The organism is Pseudoalteromonas sp. 2CM39R, assembly GCF_023161845.1.
Genome location: NZ_JALNTM010000006.1, coordinates 74,716 through 99,328 on the forward strand (window position 1 = coordinate 74,716; position 24,613 = coordinate 99,328).

At 41.7% G+C, this 24,613-nt stretch carries 17 protein-coding genes; 8 read left to right on the forward strand and 9 right to left on the reverse strand.

The window, feature by feature from the left end; all coding sequences use genetic code 11:
- Nucleotides 1–45: 45 nt before the first annotated feature.
- Genes MTF66_RS14855 through MTF66_RS14875 form a run of 5 tightly spaced genes read right to left on the reverse strand, consistent with a single transcriptional unit; the run spans nt 46 to nt 6,962 of the window.
- Complete coding sequence (locus tag MTF66_RS14855; RefSeq protein WP_248527582.1) at nt 46–1,503, reverse strand: TnsD family transposase; 1,458 nt, start codon at nt 1,501–1,503, stop codon at nt 46–48.
- Nucleotides 1,476–2,465, reverse strand: coding sequence for a TniQ family protein (locus tag MTF66_RS14860; RefSeq protein WP_138764858.1), 990 nt, complete (start codon nt 2,463–2,465; stop codon nt 1,476–1,478). The genes MTF66_RS14855 and MTF66_RS14860 overlap by 28 nt, the downstream gene beginning before the upstream one ends.
- Nucleotides 2,458–3,876 (reverse strand): ATP-binding protein, encoded by a 1,419-nt coding sequence (locus MTF66_RS14865; RefSeq protein ID WP_138764859.1) that lies wholly within the window; start codon nt 3,874–3,876, stop codon nt 2,458–2,460. Before MTF66_RS14865 ends, MTF66_RS14860 begins: the two co-directional genes overlap by 8 nt.
- 12 nt (nt 3,877–3,888) lie before the next feature.
- The gene (locus tag MTF66_RS14870) at nt 3,889–6,087 is read right to left on the reverse strand and encodes a hypothetical protein (protein ID WP_248527583.1); all 2,199 of its coding nucleotides are present in this window, start codon (nt 6,085–6,087) and stop codon (nt 3,889–3,891) included.
- Nucleotides 6,084–6,962: a TnsA endonuclease N-terminal domain-containing protein gene (locus MTF66_RS14875; protein WP_248527584.1), complete on the reverse strand. Its 879-nt coding sequence runs from the start codon at nt 6,960–6,962 to the stop codon at nt 6,084–6,086. The genes MTF66_RS14870 and MTF66_RS14875 overlap by 4 nt, the downstream gene beginning before the upstream one ends.
- Before the next feature lie 434 nt (nt 6,963–7,396).
- Here MTF66_RS14875 and MTF66_RS14880 point away from each other — a divergent pair, with 434 nt between their 5' ends.
- Genes MTF66_RS14880 through MTF66_RS14905 form a run of 6 tightly spaced genes read left to right on the forward strand, consistent with a single transcriptional unit; the run spans nt 7,397 to nt 15,718 of the window.
- Nucleotides 7,397–7,582, forward strand: a complete 186-nt coding sequence (locus tag MTF66_RS14880) for a helix-turn-helix domain-containing protein (protein ID WP_062570374.1) — start codon at nt 7,397–7,399, stop codon at nt 7,580–7,582.
- Nucleotides 7,583–7,595: 13 nt separating this feature from the next.
- Nucleotides 7,596–8,510 carry a restriction endonuclease gene (locus MTF66_RS14885; RefSeq protein ID WP_248527585.1) on the forward strand — a complete coding sequence of 305 codons (915 nt, stop codon included), beginning with the start codon at nt 7,596–7,598 and terminating at the stop codon, nt 8,508–8,510.
- A 14-nt stretch (nt 8,511–8,524) separates the two neighbouring features.
- Nucleotides 8,525–10,273 carry a class I SAM-dependent DNA methyltransferase gene (locus MTF66_RS14890; protein WP_248527586.1) on the forward strand — a complete coding sequence of 583 codons (1,749 nt, stop codon included), beginning with the start codon at nt 8,525–8,527 and terminating at the stop codon, nt 10,271–10,273.
- The gene (locus MTF66_RS14895) at nt 10,263–11,537 is read left to right on the forward strand and encodes a restriction endonuclease subunit S (protein ID WP_248527587.1); all 1,275 of its coding nucleotides are present in this window, start codon (nt 10,263–10,265) and stop codon (nt 11,535–11,537) included. Before MTF66_RS14890 ends, MTF66_RS14895 begins: the two co-directional genes overlap by 11 nt.
- A 3-nt stretch (nt 11,538–11,540) precedes the next feature.
- Entirely contained in the window at nt 11,541–12,557 is a 1,017-nt protein-coding gene (locus tag MTF66_RS14900) for an SIR2 family protein (protein WP_248527588.1), read from the forward strand.
- The gene (locus MTF66_RS14905; protein WP_248527589.1) at nt 12,554–15,718 is read left to right on the forward strand and encodes a type I restriction endonuclease subunit R; all 3,165 of its coding nucleotides are present in this window, start codon (nt 12,554–12,556) and stop codon (nt 15,716–15,718) included. Before MTF66_RS14900 ends, MTF66_RS14905 begins: the two co-directional genes overlap by 4 nt.
- Nucleotides 15,719–15,852: 134 nt before the next feature.
- Here MTF66_RS14905 and gcvP read toward each other — a convergent pair whose 3' ends face one another.
- From gcvP to MTF66_RS14925, 4 genes are all read right to left on the reverse strand, one after another.
- The gene (gcvP, locus tag MTF66_RS14910) at nt 15,853–18,744 is read right to left on the reverse strand and encodes an aminomethyl-transferring glycine dehydrogenase (RefSeq protein WP_193050298.1); all 2,892 of its coding nucleotides are present in this window, start codon (nt 18,742–18,744) and stop codon (nt 15,853–15,855) included.
- A gap of 152 nt (nt 18,745–18,896) precedes the next feature.
- Nucleotides 18,897–19,286, reverse strand: coding sequence for a glycine cleavage system protein GcvH (gene gcvH / locus MTF66_RS14915; protein ID WP_008112430.1), 390 nt, complete (start codon nt 19,284–19,286; stop codon nt 18,897–18,899).
- Nucleotides 19,287–19,362: 76 nt separating this feature from the next.
- Entirely contained in the window at nt 19,363–20,445 is a 1,083-nt protein-coding gene (gene gcvT, locus MTF66_RS14920) for a glycine cleavage system aminomethyltransferase GcvT (protein ID WP_008112433.1), read from the reverse strand.
- Nucleotides 20,446–20,565: 120 nt separating this feature from the next.
- The gene (locus tag MTF66_RS14925; RefSeq protein ID WP_138622269.1) at nt 20,566–21,165 is read right to left on the reverse strand and encodes a hypothetical protein; all 600 of its coding nucleotides are present in this window, start codon (nt 21,163–21,165) and stop codon (nt 20,566–20,568) included.
- A 126-nt stretch (nt 21,166–21,291) separates the two neighbouring features.
- On the opposite strand from MTF66_RS14925, the gene MTF66_RS14930 reads away from it, so the two are divergent.
- Nucleotides 21,292–22,149, forward strand: a complete 858-nt coding sequence (locus MTF66_RS14930) for a LysR family transcriptional regulator (protein WP_248527590.1) — start codon at nt 21,292–21,294, stop codon at nt 22,147–22,149.
- Between the two features lie 243 nt (nt 22,150–22,392).
- Nucleotides 22,393–24,549 (forward strand): TonB-dependent receptor domain-containing protein, encoded by a 2,157-nt coding sequence (locus tag MTF66_RS14935; RefSeq protein ID WP_008465322.1) that lies wholly within the window; start codon nt 22,393–22,395, stop codon nt 24,547–24,549.
- The last annotated feature ends 64 nt before the right edge of the window (nt 24,550–24,613 follow it).

Here is a 24,613-nt window from a genome sequence, read left to right on the forward strand (position 1 = left end):
CGAACAAGGCTTCATTACAGTATTTAACCAGATTAAGGCTTCATCCTAATACCCTCTACGTCTATTTCTTGGTATTGCAGACGGTAAAGTTTCATACAGCCATTCCTTATCATGTTTAAAAAGCCACGTGTAAGAACTTCTACATAATGATTGAATCTGCCCACGAGTAGGCGCTTTTGTTCTATCCAAACATTCATGTAATATTGAGCGATGCGTGTTGCGTTGCTTTTCAAATCGAAGCTGGATACGTAATTCTTTAATATCAGGAAACTGAGTCAATAACTGTTCAACAGCACTTTGCGAGCATTCCATCTCTTTGGCAATTGAAGTTGTAAGTTCGCCAGTTCTTAGCCTAGAAAGAATTTGCTTACGCTCTGTCGCAAATAAGAACTGTGCTCTACGGTGTATTCGTATGTTATTTTGCATAGCTATAGATTTAGCATACCCCACACTAACATTTGCTCGCTTAGCAGCTTGACGCATACTCATACCATTTCTTAACTGCTTTAAAAGTAAATCTGTTTTTTCTGGATTAACTCGTTCAAACGCATCATTAATTAAATGATCTGGCCTCACGTTTAATTGATTCGGATTAGAGCAACACTTCAAAAACTCTGACAAACTGCCAAATAAATGCTGTATCACGAGTAGGTGTTTTAATGAGTGAAACTGTGCGTGGGATTGATAAATAAAGTTTGATGGGTAGCTATTGCTTTTACTCCCCCCAAAAACCGCATCAAAAAGCCCTTTAGGCAACTCATTTACCCAGTACTCCTTAAGGCTTGTTTGCCATTTTTCTTGCCTGACAGACCCATAATTACATACGAGATTATTCGCATTTAACCCATGTAAATAAACCCTTCTCAAAACATCTGAATCAATGGATTCTAAATTTAAAGACCAGAGTGCATACGCATCTTGAGCAAGTCTTGCTTGCTTTAGGCTTGCCTGTGTTAAACCTTTGCCCTCACTTACAACCTGAGGCGGCAATACGAGCAATTTCCTTTCACGTTTTATTGCTTCTAGCTTTATTAAATGAAATGGACAGTAGTTAATCCAAGGTAATTGATGGGCAACATGCCAATACGCCACACCTACGTTTTTGATGTCTTGGGCGGCACACTGCGGGCAATAACATAGGACTGTCGGTTCTGGTATTCGATTAGCCAGTAGCGAGAATTGACTGTACGCATCAGTGCATGCTCCCTCAAGCATTTTAGTAAAAGCTTCTTGGAAGACATCACTTTGTATAAAAGGCTTAAAAAATGGCAAAACTGTGTGTTTTACGATTAATTCGTCAATGCCCACGCTCACACTTTCTGAAACTGGAACAATAAAAGATGGGAATATGGATGTTAATTGCTGGCCAGTATACCCCAACCTAACCAGCAAAAAGTCATGATCCGTAGCTAAACCGCTTATTAACCCTGCTCTAGCGAGCCAACTGTAAATAGTCTCGTTGGGTAGCAGCGCACTTAAGCTGCAATTTCTAACGAAGGCCATTCTACCGCCAAAAAGCGCAGCCACATCAATACAAACAATGGATGCCACCCATTTACGTTTCGTAACGCCTTTTCGAGACTTAACGTTTTGTAATTGATTACAACTTCAGGCTCATGAAAAAAACGTTCAAAGCCATGTTCAAAAAACCACGCTACAAAGTCTTGCTGAAGTCTCGCTGCCACAAATACTTGCTCTCGTATTCTCCCTCCGTTTAAATTAGAAAAGCCACTTTGAATACCTCGTTTCATTACGTGTTCAAAGTATGGTTTAGAAAGCATTCCAGGTGAATTTAATAAATCCATACTCGCTTGCTGTACCCATGTAATATGCCCATTTAAATCTACGTAACTTGCCCTATGAATAGCACCACATTTAGTACATTTATTGGTGGTTGGTGGCGTCGCCATAACTCTTATATCAATGCTAGAAAATCCACAGGTATTGCAGCTTTCAAGCAATTCGCAAGCATGCTTTGAACAAGTGATCATCGAAGGTAACTGGTGTTCAACGTGCCAATAGGAAGTACCTACACGTTTTTCATCTTCAATAGCGCATAATGGGCACCATCGCCAAGCTAAAGAAAACGACAATGTTCTGCATAATGGAGCCGATAAGGATGGTACTTGCTCAATAAATTCGCAGCGCTTCCAAAGGCCTCCTTTCCTGATCCGCTTATTAATGATCTTATCAACATCACGAAAATGCATCGAAGGTGAATAATAAGGAAACAATGAGTGTTTTCTTAACAGATATTCTCTGCTTATACTCCCCTCATACGCATTCGCAGCAACATCAATTAACGGATGATAGATTCGTTGATTGCTCAAAGAGCCATCCTCTGAAAGCATGCGCTCAAACACCAGCTTAGGGTTACTACTATCTAAAAGGGTTGCCTTACGAGACACCACTCCCGCAAAGTGCTCGCCATCAAAAGGGGTAGGCATGAAGGATATATTAGTCATCAGATCCCTCCTCAATGAAATTGAGCATATCTTTAGAATCAATATCCATACACACTCGAGGTATACCTAATGGGTCTGGCACCACGTCAGGTAATAACTTTTGTACTTTTTTGCGCTCAGCTTTTGCAGCTAACTTTACTTCTTCGTTTGTTAAAACATGCTCTTTTTGATCCAGTTTGTTCACACCCTCATCAAACTGTTGAATATTTCCCGCTCTGAGATTATCTAAAGCGCCAGCAATCAAAGAGAATTGATTATTATACGTCTTATGTAACCTTCCCACGTCACCCGTGCGATATGCATCGGCTTTATCGGGGTATTTATTCTTCAACATTGCAATTGACTCATGATGCAGTATCGCCAACCTCGTCATCATTGCAGGCAGACCACACGTTAAATAACAAAAAACTTGTTTGAACTGCTTATCTGGCATTTCGCTACTCTTGCAAAATGATTCAGGGAACAATGCATCAAAGAGAGAGTTAAAAAACTTACTCTTTACCCCGTACAAAGAAAACTGATATTCACGGTTGGTCAATAATCTGCGTGTGATCGTAAAATCTGGGCTTTTAGTGTCAGATAAAAACATCTCCCTACCAGATGTTGTTGATGAAAGAACAATAGGAATACCCATTTTGTTAAACAAAGCTTCAATCGTAGTGAAGGATGGCGCATTTTTACTATTTTTGTATTTCAACATGAACTGCAATTCATCAATATGAGCCAACCCCAAATGATGTGCCACAGCAATTGACTGCATTTGACTTAAGTGGCGTTCTACAGAGTAATGTGATTTATCTTTCCACTGTTCATAAAAATCTGTATCAAGGGCTTCATCAACAGCGTTAAAAAAATTGAGCGCCAACCCTTTGGTTGATGGAGTCGATGGCATATCAAGCGATATCCAAACGAGCTGATCTTGCCGGAAGATTTTGTCCTCAAACTTGTTGTGCTTGATCACTTGTGGGATCACGTTCAGAACACTGCGAATTCCTTTCGTCTTACCAACACCGCTATGACCATGAACAAATACGCTAGGCGCGGTTGTTCGAGAAATAAATTTCTCTTCTAATCGATCCCCCTTTCTAGCTGCCAAGGCGATTGCCATTTGCAATTTGTTAGTTTCCGCAGAATGTGGCGTGTACTTAGAATATCCATCTAAAATAAGCCCTACAAATTTGTTATACATTCCATATAAGTATGGCGCTGGAACGTGAACCTTTTCTAACCGTTCTAGAAATACCTGCTGATATACAGCTGGTATATCAGTTAAGCTCTTTTCAAAAGTAGGTTTGAAAGTAAGCTTTTTATTCAGCTCGTCTTCGTGCGCTATTACTTCAATAGCCTCGGTAAGAGGATTTCCATTTAAGCTATCAAGCGGGTGTTTTCGATATATCGCTTCTTTTTTCATAAGATTACTCCCTTAATCTCCATACAATTCGTCGTCTAAGTCATCCATGACGGCGGGCTTCATTGACTCTAAGTCGGTTCCAGTACCAAATGTATTATCCAACTGTTGATTCGCTTGAGTTCTTAGCACAAGCTTCTGAATTTGTTGACGAGCTTTAATGCCTGGTTGGATAGATTTATGTTTATTTTTAGGTGCGAGCGAGCGCTCAGCCTCCTGTTGCGCAGTAGTAAGATCAGTAACAGAATCCCAATATGAACGTGTGATCAGAGCATTTTGCTTATGCTCGTGAAGCATATCTTTTTCTTGCTCCATCAAGTGCATTACCTGCTCCCAATGCTGACTTGCTAAAGGATTTTCGTTATTGATATTTTTAAGGCGTAACTTAACGATCTGACCATCGTCGGTTTCATGTAACAGCTCATTGATATTGTCGTACATCCTTTTGACTAATATGTTGAATGTGCCATGATGCCTAGCTCTAGCATAGCCACCACTAGATTTGAAATAGGGGTGATGGTATTCGACCCCTTCAAAACGTATACTGCTAGAAGTTACCGTCGCACGCTCTTCAGGCAAAAATGCCCACCGAATTTTAGCTTCACTTACTCCAGAGTTTAATCGCCCGACCTTTTCCATGTCTTCTAAGCTATTTAAAAAAATCGCTTTCGGCGTAAAGTCCGTACCATTTACAAGGCCTTTGAAGTTAAGTCGCTTGAGACGATCTGCTGAATTGTTGTGGTAGCAAATTTCTGCGATTAACACTTGCATTAATGAGTCATAATCGTACAACGCATGATTGGATGCATGACTATCTTCACGTTTTGGTAACTCTGCTAATGCACCAGGAATAAACTTAATAACTTGATCATTAACAGTACCAAATTTGCGCTCAACCACTCCTTTAGCATCACCGCGATAAATAGCCATAAACGCAACATCTTCAATACCAATTCTCGCGTTTAAAAGAGCATCAATAAAGGTCTTCCTATACTCAGGTCCATTGTCTATTGCTAATTCAATTGGCACATTTTTAGCGGGCCAATCATTCTCATCTAAAAGAACACCAAAACGTTTAGCAAATTCAACTTTATCTAAACATGCATTTGCTAGCGCCTGGGATACCCCTTGCCAATTGGGACCATCAAAACCCAAATACATCCCAACAATCATGGTTGAATAAACATCCACCACTAGGTACAAGACAGGACGCCCCATTGAATAGCGCTTACTTGTATCAAAAGGATAACGCACGTAACAATCAAGAATGGTTGCATCGACTTCATAGCGCTGTGTGGCGCCAAGTACCCCATCAAAAGACTTGCCTTGTCTATCCTCAAAGTCTTTAGCGAAGTTAACATCTCCATGTTTCAAACGAAGAAGTGATGCTTTATCAATAATTTTTTTAAAGTGATAGCGAAACATGCCATCACTGATTCGATCTTCCTCAGGAAATGGGTGAAAAATATGTTGGGTACCTAGTGTCGTCTCTCTTTCGATTACATAGCGTTCAAATGTCCTGTGATATAGCCGATAAGCAAACGCAATAGAAAAGTTAACATGATTAGATTTGATAAAAGCAGCAGTTTTTTTGATGTTTAATTTATCAACATCATTTACACACCGTGCGTTTGAACGAACTTTAACTTTACCGTTCTTACCGTTTGGACCACGCTTAATCTGGGAGTCACTCAAGTCTTTAACATGACGGTAGTTTGAGCCACATTGCATCAAGCCAAATGGCAACAATGAGTTTTTGGTACAGCCAAAAATGATGTATCTATTAATCGCAGAATGAAATGATGCTTTCCCTTTCCACTTATCCTTTCCGAGAAGTGGCTTTATTTCAGCCGCTAACCCCTTGCCATACAGGTACTGCTCAATTTTATCGAGACTAACAAGACTTTCAATTTTCCTAAATTTATAGTCACGTTTATCAAGCCAGGTACCTTTACCCATTTCAGTAGCAATCCAGTCATCACTTCTAGTCATAACAACCGGGTAGTCAAAACGCTCTACTTGTAATGAATGGCTAGTTATATATGCCAATACATCATCCATCCGCCATGCTTCAGGTTTAGAAAGGTTCTTTTTTGGATCAAAACCATTTAGATCATACAAAGCAGTAAACCGTCGACAACAACTAACGTGACAAACAAGAAGATCAATATTCTTTTTATCGTTAGTCAGGCGCGTACCAATTCTTAGCATCATAAGGTAAGCTCCACAGGACGATGGAACTGTAACGTACTGCTATGCTTAAGCGGCAAAAAGTGCTTGAGTACACTAAATTGAAAAAGCCGAATGACTTGCTCATCAGAGCAATTTAGTTGCTGGCTTGTAAGTAACAGTAAAAACTCAAGTGGTTTCATGAAGTACCTTTGCCATACGTGGCAAAAAGTAAACACGAATGTTCTAACCAACTCATCCTCAAACTTCATAAAGCCAGCAGGCTCACAGAAGCGGATGTTATTGAACTCGTCCTTGGTAGCATCCAATTCCGTAACAATTTGATACTTGATGCCACGGCGTCGCCAATACTCTCGTTCAATTGCAAATTTCTGCCAAGTTCGAGCATTCTTGCGCTGTAGCAGCTTTCTTTCTTCGCCTTGTATCGAGCCCTCCAGCTCATCCCCTTCCTCATCCACCACATAAATTTGAGAGGCATATTTAAAGCTATATGCCGTCGTTATTATGCGACTCGGGTTTTCTAGGTCTTGATGTTGAACCAAAAAATCTGTCGTCATCACATATGCCTCCGAGGTCTCCCAATTGCGTGGGTGAATTAAATTACCCGCGACTGCAATATTTAAAGTTTCATTTAAATCGAGTGCATACTGCTCAAATACACGCTTAGTACCTCTGGCCCAAATCAATTTTTTGTACATACGTAATTCACCATCACTCAACAAATGAGCATGCCGTTTCTGTACATTGCAAAAGATCCAATGCCTACGCCCATATTGATTAACCGCTTTTACCGTTAAATACGGCCGATAACTCTCCGTTGTTAAACTTTGTATGTCACGCTTCCACCGGTTTAACTTTTCCATAGCTTTTGGTGTAGCGGTAACCTCTTTAAATTTCATATGCATCCTGCAATTGATTCAGTAGGGAACAATATCTTGCCTGTAGATCAAACTTTGATCAACCCACCCAAAAACCATAACCACATGAAAAACAACATTTTTGTGTTGCAACAGCAACCTTGAATAACATCAAAATTGTGTAAGTGAAAATTGAATTAAATCAACGGAATATTTTTGTCTAAAAATAAGTTTTTGAATTGGAAATGGAAACAATAATTTTGTTGTGAGGTATTTTGGGGCTTTAAAAATTGAAATATTTCAACGCAAGATAAACAAATATTTTTAAGGCATGATCAAAATTGACTAAATATTTTATAAAATAATTTTTAACCGCTCAAAAATGCAACAAAACAACAGAGTAAGATCGCTTGCGATCAATTGCTAATTCCTCAATTTTCTCATACTATCAATTTGTTCAAATACAGAGATTAAACATGGCCGATGATATTTTGACCATTCAAGAGGTCGCTACGTACTTAAAGCTCAATGAAAAGACAGCATATCGTCTTGCAAGTGAAGGCAAATTACCCGGCTTTAAGGTGGGTGGAAGTTGGCGCTTTAAACGCGTAGATTTGGAAAAGTGGATTGAAGAACAAAAGAGTCCTCAACCAAAAGAATAAATAAGGACGTTGTATGATACCAAGCTATCAAGAATTCATGCGCCCCTTTCTAGAAATAGCTCATCAAGCTGATGGCAAAGAAGTTAGGTTACGCGATGTGATAAATCAGTTAGCTGATAAGTTCTGTCTATCTGAAGCTGAACGTGAAGAGACATTGCCAAGCGGCAAACAATCTATTCTTGATAACCGTGTTGGTTGGGCTAGGACTTACCTAACCAAAGCAGGCTTGCTTGAAACCACACGGCGAGCACATTTTGTGATCACCGCTCGTGGTATATCAGCTTTGCAAGATCCCAGCGTTAAAATAGACAATGACTATCTCAAGCAATTTGATGAATTTGTCGTATTTAAGCAAAAGACAAATGAATCAGATGCGCATAGCATTGATGTAGAGCCAGACAAAGACATTACCCCTGATGAAGCACTTAGAGCGGCTTACAAAAAGATTAACGATGCTTTAGCGCAAGATATCCTCGATAGAACCCGTAAAGTCACTCCAGCTTTTTTTGAAGACCTATTAATTGAGCTACTCGTCGCCATGGGTTATGGCGGTACAGGTGAAGGTGCAGCTCATGCATTAGGTAAAACCGGCGACAATGGTGTAGACGGCGTAATAGACCAAGACCCACTTGGTGTTGATCAAATCTATATCCAAGCCAAGCGCTATGCTGAAGGCAATAACGTAAGTGCTGGTGACATTCGAGACTTCTTTGGAGCACTAAACCTTAAAAAAGCGCAAAAAGGTATTTTTATTACTACCTCTGATTTCACCGCATCAGCCATCGAGACTGCACAAAATTTAGGTACTCGCATTGTACTTATCAACGGCACTGAATTAGCGAGGCTCATGCTGCGATACAACATCGGCAGCCGTGACGAACAGGTATTACACCTGAAGAAAATAGACGAAGAATTTTTTGAAAATTAATAACGAGACAATTAATGAATAATATAGAACAGCAGTTTTTAAAAGAACTCGATCAAAAGCTCTGGTCAGCAGCTGATAAATTACGCAATAACCTAGATGCTGCCAACTACAAACATGTCGTGCTAGGGATCATCTTTTTAAAATATGTGTCAGACGCCTTTGAAGAGCGCCAGCAAGAGTTGCGTACGTTGTTCACTCAGGACGACAGCGACGATAATATTTATTACATGCCCCGTGAAGATTATGACTCTGACGAAGAATATAACGAAGCAGTTAACGCAGAATTGGAACTGCACGAATACTACCAAGAGAAAAACGTGTTCTGGGTGCCAAAACAGTCACGTTGGGAATTTCTTAAAAGCACGGCAGCAAGATCCATTGGTGATGACATTACATTAGAGAATGGCGAAACCTTCAAGCTCACCTCTATATCCAAGTTAATCGACAATGCCCTAGAAGCCATCGAAACCTATAAAATCAAAGAAGGCGATAAAGAAAAGCTCGCCAACCCCAAGCTCAAGGGTGTTTTACCAAGAGTTGGGCGCTATGAAGTATCAAATGAAAATTTAACAGCATTAATTAATGAGTTTTCTAAGACCCAATTTCATAACCCAGTGCACAATGGTGAAAAGCTCGATTTACACAGCAAAGATATCTTAGGTCATGTCTATGAGTACTTCCTAGGGCAATTTGCTTTAGCCGAAGGTAAACAAGGTGGTCAGTACTATACGCCAAAAAGCATCGTTACCCTGATCGTTGAGATGCTTCAGCCTTATCAAGGCCGAGTCTATGATCCGGCAATGGGTGCCGGTGGCTTCTTTGTGAGTAACGATAAATTTATTGAATCGCACGCACAAGAAAAACACTACAACGCCAGCGAGCAAAAAAAGCATATTTCCGTGTATGGACAAGAGAGCAACCCGACTACCTGGAAGTTAGCCGCCATGAACATGGCCATTCGCGGAATCGACTTTAACTTTGGCAAAAAGAATGCAGATACCTTCTTAGATGACCAACACCCTGACCTGCGTGCTGACTTTGTGATAGCCAACCCGCCGTTCAATATCAAAGACTGGTGGCATGCCAAGCTTGACGGTGATATTCGCTGGAAATATGGCACACCGCCGCAAGGCAATGCCAACTACGGCTGGATACAGCACATGCTGTACCATCTTAACGATAACGGCTCAATGGGCCTATTACTCGCAAATGGTTCCATGAGTTCCAATACCAATAACGAAGGTGAGATCCGTAAAGCGTTAATTGAGGCTGATCTTGTTGAATGTATGGTTGCTTTGCCAGGGCAGTTATTTACCAACACGCAAATCCCCGCCTGTATTTGGTTTTTAACCAAAAATAAGAAAGGTGGGAATAGTAAGCGTGATCGTCGCGGTGAAACCCTGTTTATAGATACTCGTAAAATGGGGTATATGAAGGATCGAGTTCTTCGTGATTTCGAACAAACAGAAAAGAGAGACGAAGTTAGAGAAATAGCAAACGTATTTCACGCTTGGCAATCTGGTACTGACTATGAAGATGAAAAAGGCTTTTGTTTCAGCGCCAAACTTGAAGATATGCAAAAGCATGATTATGTATTAACGCCCGGCCGCTATGTCGGTGCAGCCGATGCTGAGGAAGATAGCGAGCCATTCACCGATAAAATGCAGCGGTTAACCGCGCAATTAAAATCACAGCTTGAAGAATCTGACCGCTTAGAAAAAGCGATTAAGGAAAATCTGGCGGGGATTGGTTATGAGTGGTAATCCAATTCCGTTAAATGTATTTATAACGCTTCAAAGAGGACATGATCTACCCCACAAGAATCGAGTTGAAGGCAATGTTCCTGTTGTTGCTTCCACTGGTATTGCAGGCTATCACAATGAAGCGAAAGCAAAAGCTCCTGGAGTTATTATTGGCAGAAGTGGCAGCATTGGCGGTGGTCAATATATAACCGAAGACTATTGGCCATTGAATACAACCTTGTGGGTGAAAGACTTCAAAGGTCACAATGAGCGATTTATTTACTATTTATTGAAAAGTATAGATTTTTCTTCATTTAATGTGGGCTCGGGTGTACCAACACTTAATAGGAATCACCTTTCCTCAATATTAATCGATGATAGAGGACGGCAGTACGAAGATAAGGTAGCCAAAATTCTTGGTGACATTGATGACAAAATTGTAGCAAACACCCAAACCAACCAAACCCTAGAGCAAATCGCACAAGCCATCTTTAAAAGCTGGTTTGTCGATTTTGATCCGGTTAAAGCCAAGATGGAAACCTTAGCAGCGGGTGGTAGCGCTGACGATGCCGAACTTGCCGCGATGAGTGTTATTTCTGCCAAGACCCTTGATGAACTTAACGGTTTAAAAGTCAGTAATCCCGAGGCATTTAACAAACTTGCCCAAACCGCCGCGCTGTTTCCTGCTGCAATGCAAGACTCTGAACTTGGAGAGGTACCAGAGGGATGGGACGTTGGGAAAATTGAAGATGTCGTGCAGTTCTCGTCAGAGCGGGTTGATGTTTCGGGATTAAATCTAAAAAATTATATTTCTACAGAAAATATGCTCGAAAACAAAAGAGGTGTTACCACTGCATCAAGTTTACCTAGAGTAAACTCCGTACCTGCGTTTGATGAAAATGAGATTCTTATTTCTAATATCCGACCATACTTCAAAAAGATCTGGCTTACTGAGTTCAAAGGGGGCCGCTCTCCGGATGTTTTGGGATTTTCACCTTTAGACCCAGAAGAAACTGAGTTTGCATACAATCTGCTATACCAAGATCGGTTCTTTGAATACATGATGACCACGTCTAAGGGTGCAAAAATGCCTAGGGGAGATAAAAGTGCTATCAAGCAGTTTTCTTTTCCTCTTCCTCAGAAAAAACTCAGGTTGGTGTTCTCTAAGCACGTGAGACCTTTCTACCCAATGATAAGAAATACAAACAGAGAATCTGAGCATCTACATGCTTTACGTGATGCCTTGGTGCCAGAGTTACTCTCTGGAAATCTCGGGAGAGCTTAGAAAATGGACTATCTTATCCCCCAGTTTCATGACTACCTAAATGAAGAAGGTGAAATCGACGTTGTAGGCTATGTTTTCAGTCGTGAAAACATTCTAAAAGAGCTAGAAAAAGAAGGTTATCAAGAAGCCTTTAATGATTGGTTACAGCAAAGACAAATGGAAAATATTGCCAGAGCAGATGAGATACTTGCACTATTTGATAACCTAGGGCGTTTTCGTAAATTAAAAGAAATATACTCACGCGGTGCGATCATTCCTTTTATTGGCGCGGGTATGTCAATGCCTAGTGACTATCCAGGATGGACAAAGTTTCTTTACCAAGTTCTGGATGAGACAACTGTCAGTAAAGCTGTTTTTGATGAGGCAATAACACAAGGACAGTACGAAGAAGCGGCGCAAATGCTGAGCGACGCTCTACCTGCTGGCTGCTTTCTTGAGCATGTAGAAAATGCTTTTGGTGCAAATCAAGAAATTTTTGGCGTGGTGCAACGTTTACCACAGATATTTAAACAAGCAGTGGTAACAACAAATTTTGATAATGTGCTCACCCGGTGCTACGAGAACGCTAACTCCAATTTTGAAGAAGAGTTACTCGGCCCTGCGGCTGAAGAGTTACCAAGAGCTTTGGGAGAAAACAGACGAGTTCTGGTAAAGCTTCATGGGAAGGCAAGCTCCTCTCGCAATCGCATACTAACCAAAGACGAATATGATAAGCACTACCAAGATGATCAGGCATTAGAATCTGTTATAGAGGCAACAAGCAATCGCACGCTATTGTTTTTGGGTTGTAGCCTGACCGTCGACCGAACGATTAAATGCTTAAAGCGTATTATTGATAAGAAAGGGCCTGAAAATGTGCCTCGTCACTATGCTTTCTTAAAGCTCAATGAGGGCGAAGATAGGATTGCAAGAAAAAATCAATTAGGTGAGGCAAACATTTTTCCTATTTGGTATACCGATGATCATGATGAATCAATAGAAGCCTTACTGGAGAAACTAACAGAGGGAGTACATCAATGAACGAAGAGCAATTAGAAAACCTCTGCTTAGACTGGTTCCAAGAAGGCGGCTGGGATGTTTTACATGGCCCTGATATTGCCCCAGATAGCGACAACCCATTACGCAATGATTACGCGCAAGTAGTATTGGATGGTCAACTTAGAGCGTCATTTGAAACGATTAATAAACACCTACCTGCTGCACAAATAGAGCATTGCTATGAGCAGTTTAAAGCGATTGTTTTAAAGCCTGAAAGCTTGGATTTGATCACTAATAACCGCGCATTTCATCGGTTGTTATTAGAAGGCGTGCCGGTTGAATACAAAACGGATGATGGCGAGCCAGTTTCAGATCATGCTTTTATCATTGATTTCGATAACCTAAACAACAATACCTTTTCAGTCGCTAATCAGTTCACCATTACTGGCACTAAGCAGCCACGTCGACCTGACGTTATTTGTTTTATCAACGGCTTACCGATTGCTGTGCTTGAGCTAAAAAGCCCAAGCGATGAAAATGCCGATATTTGGGATGCCTTTAATCAGTTGCAAACCTATAAAGATGAAGTCTCTGACCTTTTCATCTTCAATGAGGCGTTAGTAGTCAGTGATGGTTACACCGCTCGGGTAGGCTCTCTCACTGCCAGCCAAGAGCGTTTTATGCCTTGGCGTACCATTAAAAATGAAGATGATAAACCGCTACTGGAGTGGCAATTAGAAACCATGGTGCGGGGCTTTTTTGACCGCGAATTACTGCTCGATTACATCCGATTCTTTGTGTTGTTTGAAACCGATGGTGAGACGATCATTAAAAAGATTGCGGGTTATCACCAGTTTCATGCCGTGCGTGAAGCTGTTAAAGCAACCGTTATCGCAGCCCAAGAACCTAAGGGTATCGAAGACAAGCGCGCAACTTACGCAGACGAGGTTGTACCGGGTAGTAAAAAAGCCGGAGTGGTTTGGCATACTCAAGGCAGCGGCAAAAGTATTTCAATGTGTTGTTATGCCGGTAAGTTGCTGCAACAACAAGCCATGAATAACCCAACGCTGATTGTTGTCACCGACCGCAATGATCTTGATGGCCAGCTTTACGCCACCTTCAGCAATGCAGTAGAGCTCTTGAAGCAAACACCTGTTCAAGCATCTGACCGAGACGCGTTAAGACAGTTATTAGCTGAAAGAGAGACTGGCGGTATCATTTTTACCACAGTGCAAAAGTTTGCCCTGCTTGATGACGAGAAGCATCATCCAATACTTAATGATCGACACAATATTGTTGTTATCTCAGATGAAGCACACCGCAGTCAGTATGGTCTCAAAGCAACACTCAGTGCCGATGGCCAATATAAGTTTGGTTACGCCAAGCATATGCGCGATGCCCTTCCATCTGCATCTTTTATTGGCTTTACTGGTACACCCATTTCAGCCGATGATAAAGATACTCGTGCTGTCTTTGGTGACTATGTGTCCATCTACGACATTCAAGATGCAGTAGATGACGGTGCTACGGTTCCTATTTATTATGAGTCACGCTTAGCAAAGCTTGATTTGAACCATGCTGAAATTGCCGAGTTGTCAGATCAAGTTGATGAAGTGGTCGAAGATGAAGAGGACGTCAGCAACCGTGAGAAAACCAAAGGCGAATGGAGCCGTCTTGAAAAGTTGGTTGGCTCAGCGCCTAGATTAAGCCAAGTTGCGGCAGACTTGGTCGAGCACTTTGAAGCACGCAATGCCACCATGGATGGTAAAGCCATGATTGTTGGTATGAGCCGTGATATCTGTGCACATCTCTATAATGAAATTGTGGCACTGCGCCCGCAGTGGCATTCGGATGACCCTGACAAAGGAGCGATTAAAATTGTAATGACGGGGTCAGCCTCGGACAAGCCACTTCTGCAACCTCATATCTATAACAAAAAAACCAAAAAACGTTTAGAGAAGCGCTTTAAGGATATTGACGACCCACTGAAGTTAGTTATTGTTAGGGATATGTGGCTTACCGGTTTTGATGCGCCCTGTTGTCACACCATGTATGTCGATAAGCCAATGAAAGGCCATAACCTGATGCAGGCTATTGCCCGAGTTAACCGCGTGTTTAAAAACAAGCCTGGCGGTCTGGTCGTTGATTACATCGGTATAGCCAATGAATTAAAGCAAGCACTCAAAACCTACACGGACTCAAAAGGTAAAGGGGAGCCAACACTCAATGCAGAAGAAGCATTTTCTATTCTTTTAGAAAAAATAGATGCTATCCGTGGCATGTTTGGTAAAACACCAAAATCTGATGGTTTGGATATATCGGGCTATGAAACACAAGCGCACAAACTATTGGTGCCCGCCGCTAACTATGTACTCGGCTTAGAAGATGGTAAAAAGCGTTTCTTAGACTTAGTGTTGGCAGCGACGAAATCTTATTCGCTATGTAGCACCTTGGATGAGGCGAAAGAGTTACGGAAAGAAATCGCCTTTTACTCCGCTATTAAAGCCGCGATTAGTAAATTTACCAGCGTAGATAAAAAGCGCACGCAGGAAGAGAAAAACTCGGCACTGAAACAGATCCTCGATAACGCAGTGATCGCGGAAGGCGTTGCTGATGTGTTCGCACTTTGTGGCTTGGACAAACCCAATATTGGCTTGCTATCGGATGAGTTTTTAGAAGATGTGCGACAAATGCCAGAGCGCAATTTAGCCGTTGAGTTACTTGAAAAACTACTCAAGGATGACATTAAAGCGAAGACACGTAATAACGTTGTACAGGAGAAAAAATACGCTGAACGCCTACAAGAAACGCTTAGAAAATACAACAACCGTGGTATTGAAACAGCCCAGGTGATTGAAGAACTTATTCAAATTGCCAAAGAGTTTCAAGAGGAGATAGCAAGGGAGGCTGAACTAGGCTTAACTCCAGATGAGGTCGCGTTTTATGATGCCCTAGCAAATAACGAAAGCGCCGTACGTAAACTGGGAGATGAGATCCTTAAGAAGATTGCTGTCGAAATCACTGACAAACTCAGGAAGTCAACCACGGTTGACTGGCAGGTTCGTGACAGTGTTCGAGCTAAATTAAAAATACTGGTGCGGCGTACATTGCAGCGTTACAAATATCCACCTGATAAAGCTGTTGAAGCCGTAGAGCTTGTTTTAGAACAAGCTGAAAAGCTATCGAATTCATGGACTAAATAAACAAAAGCGAACCATCTCTGGTTCGCTTTTTTATTTTACTGACCTCAAAATCCAACTATCGGTTGCAAACTTTATTTGAGTTGCAAACTTAATTCCGATAGTTGCATTCTTTATTCGAGATCTACATTCAAAAATTAGTCGCGGTATGTCTCAATCGGAGGACATGCACATACTAAATTACGGTCGCCGTATACGTCATCGATTCGCGTAACCGTTGGCCAGAACTTGTCTTTAGCAACTGCTGGCACTGGGAATGCAGCGTAAAAACGGTCATACGCGCGGTCCCATTCATTACCTAACACATCAGCTTGTGTGTGCGGTGCAAATACCAGTGGGTTGTTTTCGATAGACCATTCGCCTGAAATGATTTTATCAATTTCACCTTTAATCGACACCATCGCTTCAATAAAGCGGTCAATCTCGCCCTTAGACTCAGATTCAGTTGGCTCAATCATTAATGTGCCCGCTACAGGGAACGACATCGTTGGTGAGTGGAAACCGTAATCTTGTAAGCGCTTAGCAACGTCCATTTCTGTAATGCCTGAGGCTTCTTTTAATGGGCGTAGGTCAATAATACATTCGTGAGCAACGCGATTATTACGTCCACGGTATAAAATTGGGAAGTGCTTGCTTAGCTCATTGCTTAAGTAGTTAGCATTTACAATCGCCATTTCTGTCGCTTGTTTTAAGCCCTCAGAGCCCATCATGGCAATGTAAGCCCATGAAATAGGTAAAATAGCTGCAGAGCCGTAAGGCGCTGCCGATACTGCACCATTTCCTTCATTAGTACCTGGTACGTTAATTACGCTGTGGTTTGGCATAAATGGCGCAAGGTGCGATTTAACACCAATTGGGCCAACACCTGGGCCACCGCCGCCGTGTGGAATACAGAAGGTTTTATGTAAGTTTAAGTGCGACACATCTGAGCCAATAAAGCCAGGGCTAGTAACACCTACTTGCGCGTTCATGTTTGCGCCATCCATGTAAACTTGGCCACCATGCTGGTGAACAATTTCACATAATTCACGAATCGTTTCTTCGTATACACCGTGGGTAGATGGGTACGTTACCATGGCACATGATAGGTTTTCAGAGACTTCTTCAGCTTTCGCTTTTAAGTCTTCCATGTCGATGTTGCCATTTTTATCACAGTTAACAACCACAATTTTCATGCTGGCCATTTGTGCCGAAGCTGGGTTAGTACCGTGTGCAGAACTTGGGATTAAACATACGTTACGGTGCGCATCCCCTCGTGACTCGTGGTATTTACGAATGGCGATTAAGCCTGCGTATTCACCTTGTGCACCTGAATTTGGTTGCAATGAAACCGCGTCGTAACCGGTAATGTTAACTAGCCAATCGTGTAGTTCGTTAATCATTACTTGATAACCTTCTGCTTGGTCTAGCGGGCAGAATGGGTGAAGGTTAGCAAATTCAGGCCATGTAACTGGGATCATTTCAGCGGTCGCGTTTAGTTTCATGGTACATGAACCTAACGAGATCATAGAATGATTAAGCGCTAAATCTTTGTTTTCAAGGCGCTTAATATAGCGAAGCATGTCTGTTTCGCTGTGGTAGCTGTTAAAGTTTGGATGCGTTAGTATTTCATCATCACGCACTAGGCTTGCAGGAATAGAGTCGCTGCCATTTGCTTCAACATCAGCAGCAATCGCATCTACGCTTAGGCCATGGCCTTCGCCTAAAATAATATCAAATAACTCAGCAACGTCTGCACGGGTTGTGGTTTCAGATACTGAAATTGAGTATTCACCTGCATGGTTAGTAGCAAAGTTAACACCTTTAGCTACAGCACGCGCAATCACGTCGGCTTTGTTTTCATCAACCACTGTTAATGTGTCAAACCAAGTAGTGTGCTTAAGTGCCACACCTTTTGCTTTTAAGCCTGTTGCTAAAATATCAGCAAAACGGTGAATGCGTTGTGCAATGGTTTTTAAGCCTTGCGGGCCATGGTATACCGCGTAAAACGCAGCCATGTTCGCTAGCAATACTTGCGCAGTACAAATGTTTGAGTTGGCTTTGTCGCGGCGAATGTGTTGCTCGCGGGTTTGCATTGCCATACGTAATGCATCGTTACCTAAACGGTCTTTTGATACACCAATAATACGACCTGGTAATGAACGTTTGTACGCATCACGTGTTGCAAAAAATGCTGCATGAGGACCGCCGTAACCCATAGGTACGCCAAAACGCTGTGCTGAACCCAGTACTACATCTGCGCCTAATTTACCTGGTGCTTTTAATAGTAATAAGCTCATGATGTCGGCTGCTACACAGGCAATCGCTTTTTTGCTTTGTACGCCAGCTATTAGGTCAGTTATATCAACAATTTCGCCTGATGTTGACGGGTATTGAAATAACGCACCAAAAATATCGTGGTTCACAGCATCGGCGGCTTTACCTACAATAATTTCAAAACCAAATTGCTCTGCACGGGTGCTCACTACGTCAATGGTTTGCGTGTGTACGTCGTCGGCAATAAAGAACGCATTGGCTTTTTTAGCTTTAGATACACGTTTTGCAAGGCCCATTGCCTCGGCTGCAGCGGTTGATTCGTCAAGCAGTGAGGCACTTGCTAAATCTAGGCCGGTAATATCTAGGGTCATAGTCTGGAAATTTAATAGTGACTCTAAACGCCCTTGTGCAATCTCTGGCTGATACGGTGTGTACGCTGTGTACCAACCCGGGTTTTCAAGTACGTTACGTAAAATTACGTGCGGTACGTGAGTTGGGTGGTAGCCTTGGCCAATATACGATTTGAAAACTTTATTTTTGCTTGCTACTGATTTTAAGTAGCTTAGTGTTTCAACTTCGGTGCGGCTTTCGCCGATATTAAGACCTTGCTCAAGACGAATACCAGCAGGTACAGTTTGACCGATCAGCTCTTCAACGCTCGATACTTCAAGAGCGCTAAGCATGTCGTTTACTTGCGCTGGGCTTGGCCCAATATGGCGGCGAATAAAATCTTGCTTTTGCTCTAATTGTTCAAGAGATTTGGCGTTTGACATGTGTCCAGATTCCTATGATCCAAATACTAATGGGTAACTAGTATTGATTAAAATATGTGATGATTTAGCTGCTTACTTTGTATGGAAAAATAAGCGCTTTAATCATAAAAGCCCCAATGTTTTAACATAGAGGGGCTTTTATTAATTAACGATTAGTCTTCGTCAATTGTATGCGCGTAACCTTCAGCGTCTAATAAGTTATCTAACTCAGACTCTTCTGACGCTTTAATACGGAATAACCAACCGTCGCCGTATGCGTCGTTGTTTACTGTTTCAGGCGCATCTTCTAGCTCTTCGTTAATGGCAACAATTTCACCGCTAATTGGCGCGTAAATGTCTGATGCCGCTTTTACTGACTCTGCTACTGCACAGTCTTCGCCAGCATCTACTTCGTCGCCTACTTCTGGTAATTCAACAAATACCATGTCGCCAAGTAGTTCTTGCGCATGCTCAGAAATACCAACAGTGTAAGTGCCGTCGCCTTCGTTACGAACCCACTCGTGTGAAGGTGCGTATTTTAACTCGCTAGGGATATTGCTCATTTTTTTCATCCTTTGGTTTAGATTGGGAGAATACCAATGAATAAGGCTAACTTATTTATTGGTATAACCAAATTATTTAGATTATTGATTTACCGTTACGTACAAAGCCCGACTTAACTACTTTTACGTTAACTAATTTTTTACGCATTTCTACTTGAGCTGTGTCGCCAGTTGAACGTGGTACACGTGCTAATGCAACACTATAGCCCAATGTTGGTGAGAATGTGCCAGATGTAATAACACCTTCGCCACCATCAACAATTACTTTAGAACCACTGCGTAGTACGCCTTTTTCTTCAAGAATAAGACCTACTTGCTTGTGAGTACTTTTTTCTGCACGTTGTTTTACCAAAACATCACGACCAATAAAGTCACGATCTTCTGGCTCCCATGCAATAGTCCATGCCATGTTAGCTGCCAGTGGTGATACGCTTTCGTCCATATCTAGGCCGTAAAGGTTCATACCGGCTTCTAAACGCAGTGTGTCGCGCGCACCTAAGCCCGCTGGCGCCACACCGGCATCAAGCAATTGCTGCCATAAATCGGCGGCTTGCTCGTTTGGTACTACAATTTCGTAACCGTCTTCGCCAGTATAACCTGTTGTAGCAATAAATAAATCACCGGCTTGAACACCAAAAAATGGCTTCATGCCTTCTACTGCAGCTTGCTGGTCTGCGTTTAATACTTGAGCTGTTTTAGCACGTGCATTAGGGCCTTGAACCGCAATCATGGCGTATTCTGGGCGCTCAGTAACCGTTACAGCAAAATCGCTCGATACCTTAGCCAAATGTGCTAAATCTTTTTCACGGGTCGCTGAGTTAACCACTAAGCGATAAAATGTTTCGCTAAAGTAGTAAATAATTAAGTCGTCGATTACGCCGCCTTGCTCGTTAAGCATGCCTGTGTAAAGCGCTTTACCTGGTACAGTTAACTTAGCAACATCGTTAGCTACTAGCTTGCGTAAAAACGCTTGTGCTTGCTCACCTTGTATATCAACAATGGTCATGTGTGATACGTCGAACATACCCGCATCGTTACGTACGGCGTTGTGTTCTTCTATTTGTGAGCCGTAGTTAATTGGCATTTCCCAGCCATGAAAATCAACCATTTTTGCGCCGGCTTCAAGATGCTTTGCATGTAATACTGTTTTAGAAGTCATAATATTCCTTCACTTTTAAATTAACCCATGTGTGTGGGCGTGGCCTCAATTAAATGAGGGGGAATAACATGGTAGCCATTAATAAGCCTACCAAATTGTAATCTTTAAACTTTTTACCCGTTAGGCTGCTTGAGTGTTGGTAACACTAAAGCCCTGTTGCTGCATATACTGTTGCCACTTATCAAGCGTGGCCGTTTTAGCAATAACAATAAACTGCTGTTCGTTGTTTTGATCTACTGCAGTAACAAACACGTCTCCACTTTGCGCGCCATAGCAAAGCTGCGCGTCAGCAAGGCGTAACCCTGGGGTTAGTTTAAATGCCTCAACTAAGGTATCAAATGCATTGTCGCCTTTTAAAGTAAAGGTCGCTAAGTCGGTGCGTACCACAAAGTCTATATCGTATCTAAGCTGCTGCTCGTTAATGAGCGCTTGTAATTGCAGGCTAGCATTAACTGGAAGTACAAATCGAAAGGCGGTTTCGCTAAAGTAGTAAACGGCGTAGCTAAAATCAGAATTTAAATCGCCATCCAGTGTGCCTTTAAAGCCAAAGCCACTAGCGGTAAGTTTGGTGAGGTCATGACCTAAAATAGCACTTAAAAATACCGATGCTTCACTACCACTAAAGTCAATAACAAGGTGATTGCTATCGGCTTGTAAGGCATTAATAACCGCGCTTTTAGCGTTGCTATGGCGGGCAAACATAATCGGGTTAAAAGTCATAACAAATACCTATCAATCTTTAATAGCAAAAGTATATTGCGCAAGCCTTACAACAACAAATTGTAATTACTTATCAATTGATAAATAATACTTATATATATAGCCATATAAATAGTAATTTTAAATATGAAAAATATTTCAACCGACAGTTTACGAACTTTTGTTATGGTGGTTGAGGTTGGTGGATTTGCCAAAGCAGGCGATTTACTTGGCCTTTCGCAACCTGCGGTGAGCTTACAAGTAAAACGCTTAGAAGACTTACTCGGCTATAAATTATTTAAAAAGCAGGGGCAACGACAAGTGCTCAACCAATATGGCGAGTTATTACTGCCGATGGCAAAGCAAATGGTGCAGCATAACGATGCCATTTTGCAGTTGTTCACCTCAGAAAGTATAACCGGTAAAGTGCGCTTGGGGATCCCTAGCGAATTTGCCGCGCGTATTTTGCCCTCCATTATTGGCGATTTTGTGGCGCTCTACCCTGAGGTATCACTTGAAGTAAAATCACGTTTAAGTAAACACCTACTCTCTGATGAGCGCCAAGATCAATTTGATTTAGTGTTAGCGCTTAACGAGCAACTTGACTCAGAAAAATTCCCTATTTTTATTCAAGACCAATTAGTGTGGGTGGGCGACCTATCACTGGCACAAAATGAAACGGTAACCTTAGTGACCGCGCCTGAGGGCTGTATTTACCGACGCAGAGCAACTCAGGCGCTTGAAAAAGCAGGCATTAAATATCGTATTGTTTACAGTAATGCCGATTTAACCGGTTTAATTGCCGCATTAAAAGAAGGCTTAGGTATAACAGTGCTCGCAAAAAGTACCGTACCTAACGATTTAGCCTATCACTTACACACTAAACATTTACCTGCGCTTGGTAGCATAGGTATTAGTTTAGTAAAAACCGCCAGCGAACCTGAAAACGCGGTATTTAAACTCGCCGAATTTATTAAGCTGCGCTTAGGCTATCCCACTGCTTAAATAACCTGAACTCTGGATAATAAATCTATCCCACACAGAGTTCAGGTTAAATTAACCGCCACCAGCCAATACATTATCCTAATTTTATAAGATTAGAATAAACACTTAGTTAAAAATGTTATAAAAATAGCGTGTTTTTACGGCAAATGTAAATATAACTAAAACTTAATAATATTGATTCTCATTCGTTAACATGTTTAAATTACGCCAATTTTAGTAGTTGAACTATTTTTAGGGTAATCAATGTCACATAAATTTTTAGTTTCCTCGTTAACTGCAGCCGTAGCGCTGTCTTTAAGTGCTACAGCAATGGCAAAAGATGCCGGCGGCGTTGAACGCAACTTTGAACAAATTACCGTTATTGGCTCACAAGCAGCAATTAACGATATTCCAGGATCGGCTACATTTATCTCTGATGAAGAATTGCAAAAATTCGAATTTACCGATATTTCTCGCGTATTAGCATCTGTACCAGGTGTATACGTTCAAGAAGAAGATGGCTATGGTCTGCGTCCTAACATTGGTATGCGTGGCACAGGTACTGGCCGTAACGATAAAATTTCAGTAATGGAAGACGGCGTACTCGTTGCACCGGCTCCTTACTCTGCACCATCGGCTTATTACTTCCCAACTATGGGTCGTATGGAATCTATTGAAGTATTAAAAGGTGCTGCCTCAGTTAAATATGGCCCGCGCACTACCGGTGGTGTATTAAATTTACTTTCTCGCAGCTTACCAACTGAAGCAAATAGCTCTATGGGTATGGTTGACGCGGCACTTGGTAGCGATGGTTACTATAAAGGTCACGCTTACTTCGCTAAAGAAAAAAATAACACTGCTGGCTTAATTGAAGTGTTTTCTTACGGCGCTGATGGTTTTAAAGAATTACCTATAGGCGATGACAACACTGGTTTTGAAAAAAATGACGTACTGGTAAAATTTGGCCATACCTTTGGTGAAAACGATGCCCACAACATTGAGTTTAAAGCTAAGTACTCTGAAGAAACATCAGACGAAACGTACATGGGCTTAACTAACGCAGATTACCAAGAAAATCCTAACCGTCGTTATGCGGCATCGCAAAATGATGAGATGAACACCCGTCATAATGCATACCAAGTAAACTATGCATACCGCTTTGGTGAAGGTTACGAATTTTTAGCAACCGCTTATCTAAATGACTTCCACCGTAACTGGTACAAAGCCAGTAAAGTAAGCGAAAGCTACCTTGAGCAATACAGTGAATTTGAAGCAAGCCCAACGGCTGAAGGCATCGAAAACATAGGTGTTAAGGCTAATAACCGCGACTACCAAGCTAAAGGTGTGCAGTCTGAATTACACATTCCAGCGGGCGATCACTACATTACAGTTGGCGTACGTTACCACGAAGATGAAATGGATCGTTTCCAGTGGGAAGACAAATACACGCTTAATCAAGATTTAAGCATGACTCTTACCTCACAAGGCGCACCAGGCTCTAATAGCAACCGCTTAGACAGCGCCAAAGCAAGCACCCTATTTATTCAAGACGAATGGACAATGGATGCATTAGTAGTGAGTGCAGGTCTGCGTTATGAAGACATTACTATTACCCGTGAAGAATGGGCTAAATCAGATCCAACTCGTAGCCAAGGCTTAACGAAAGATATTTCAAACGATACTGAAATTTTAGTACCGTCTTTAGGTGCTACTTACACACTTAACGACAACGTAACGTTACTTGCCGGTATTCAAAAAGGTTATGCACCCGCAGCGCCAGGCAATGCTGACCAAGACGAAGAAGAAAGCGTCAACATTGAGTTTGGTTCTCGTTTTAATGCAAACGGCTTTAACGGTGAAGTAATTGCATTCTACTCTGATTACGACAACATGCATGGTAACTGTACCGCATCAGTAGGTTGTAGCGACGACAACATTGGCGACCAATACAACTACGGTGAAGTAGAAGTATCAGGCTTTGAATTTAGCGCTGGTCGTACGTTTAATACTGCATCAGTTGCGTTCCCAGTTAAACTGACTTACACCTACACTGATTCAGAGTTTAAAAACACATTTGATTCAGAAATTTGGGGCTCTGTAGAAAAAGGCGATGCAATGCCTTACGTACCAGAAAACCAAGTTGCTTTATCATTTGGTGCCGAAGTGAATAACTTTGTTGTTAACAGCCAAATACGTTACGTATCGGATGCACATGCTGACCTTTCTGACTCAGGCTTAAATGCGATTGATAGCCGTGTTGTATGGGATTTAGCTGCTAAGTACTTAATTGATGAAAATCAAAAAGTATACCTAAGCGTTGATAACCTGTTTGATAAAACCTACATTGCTAACCGCGCAAATGGCGGTATTCAACCTGGTAAGCCACGCTCAGTACAAATGGGTTACTCTTACAGCTTTTAATAAAGCGCTAACTTAAAAGTACAAAAAAGCCGAGATTGATGTAATCAATCTCGGCTTTTTAATG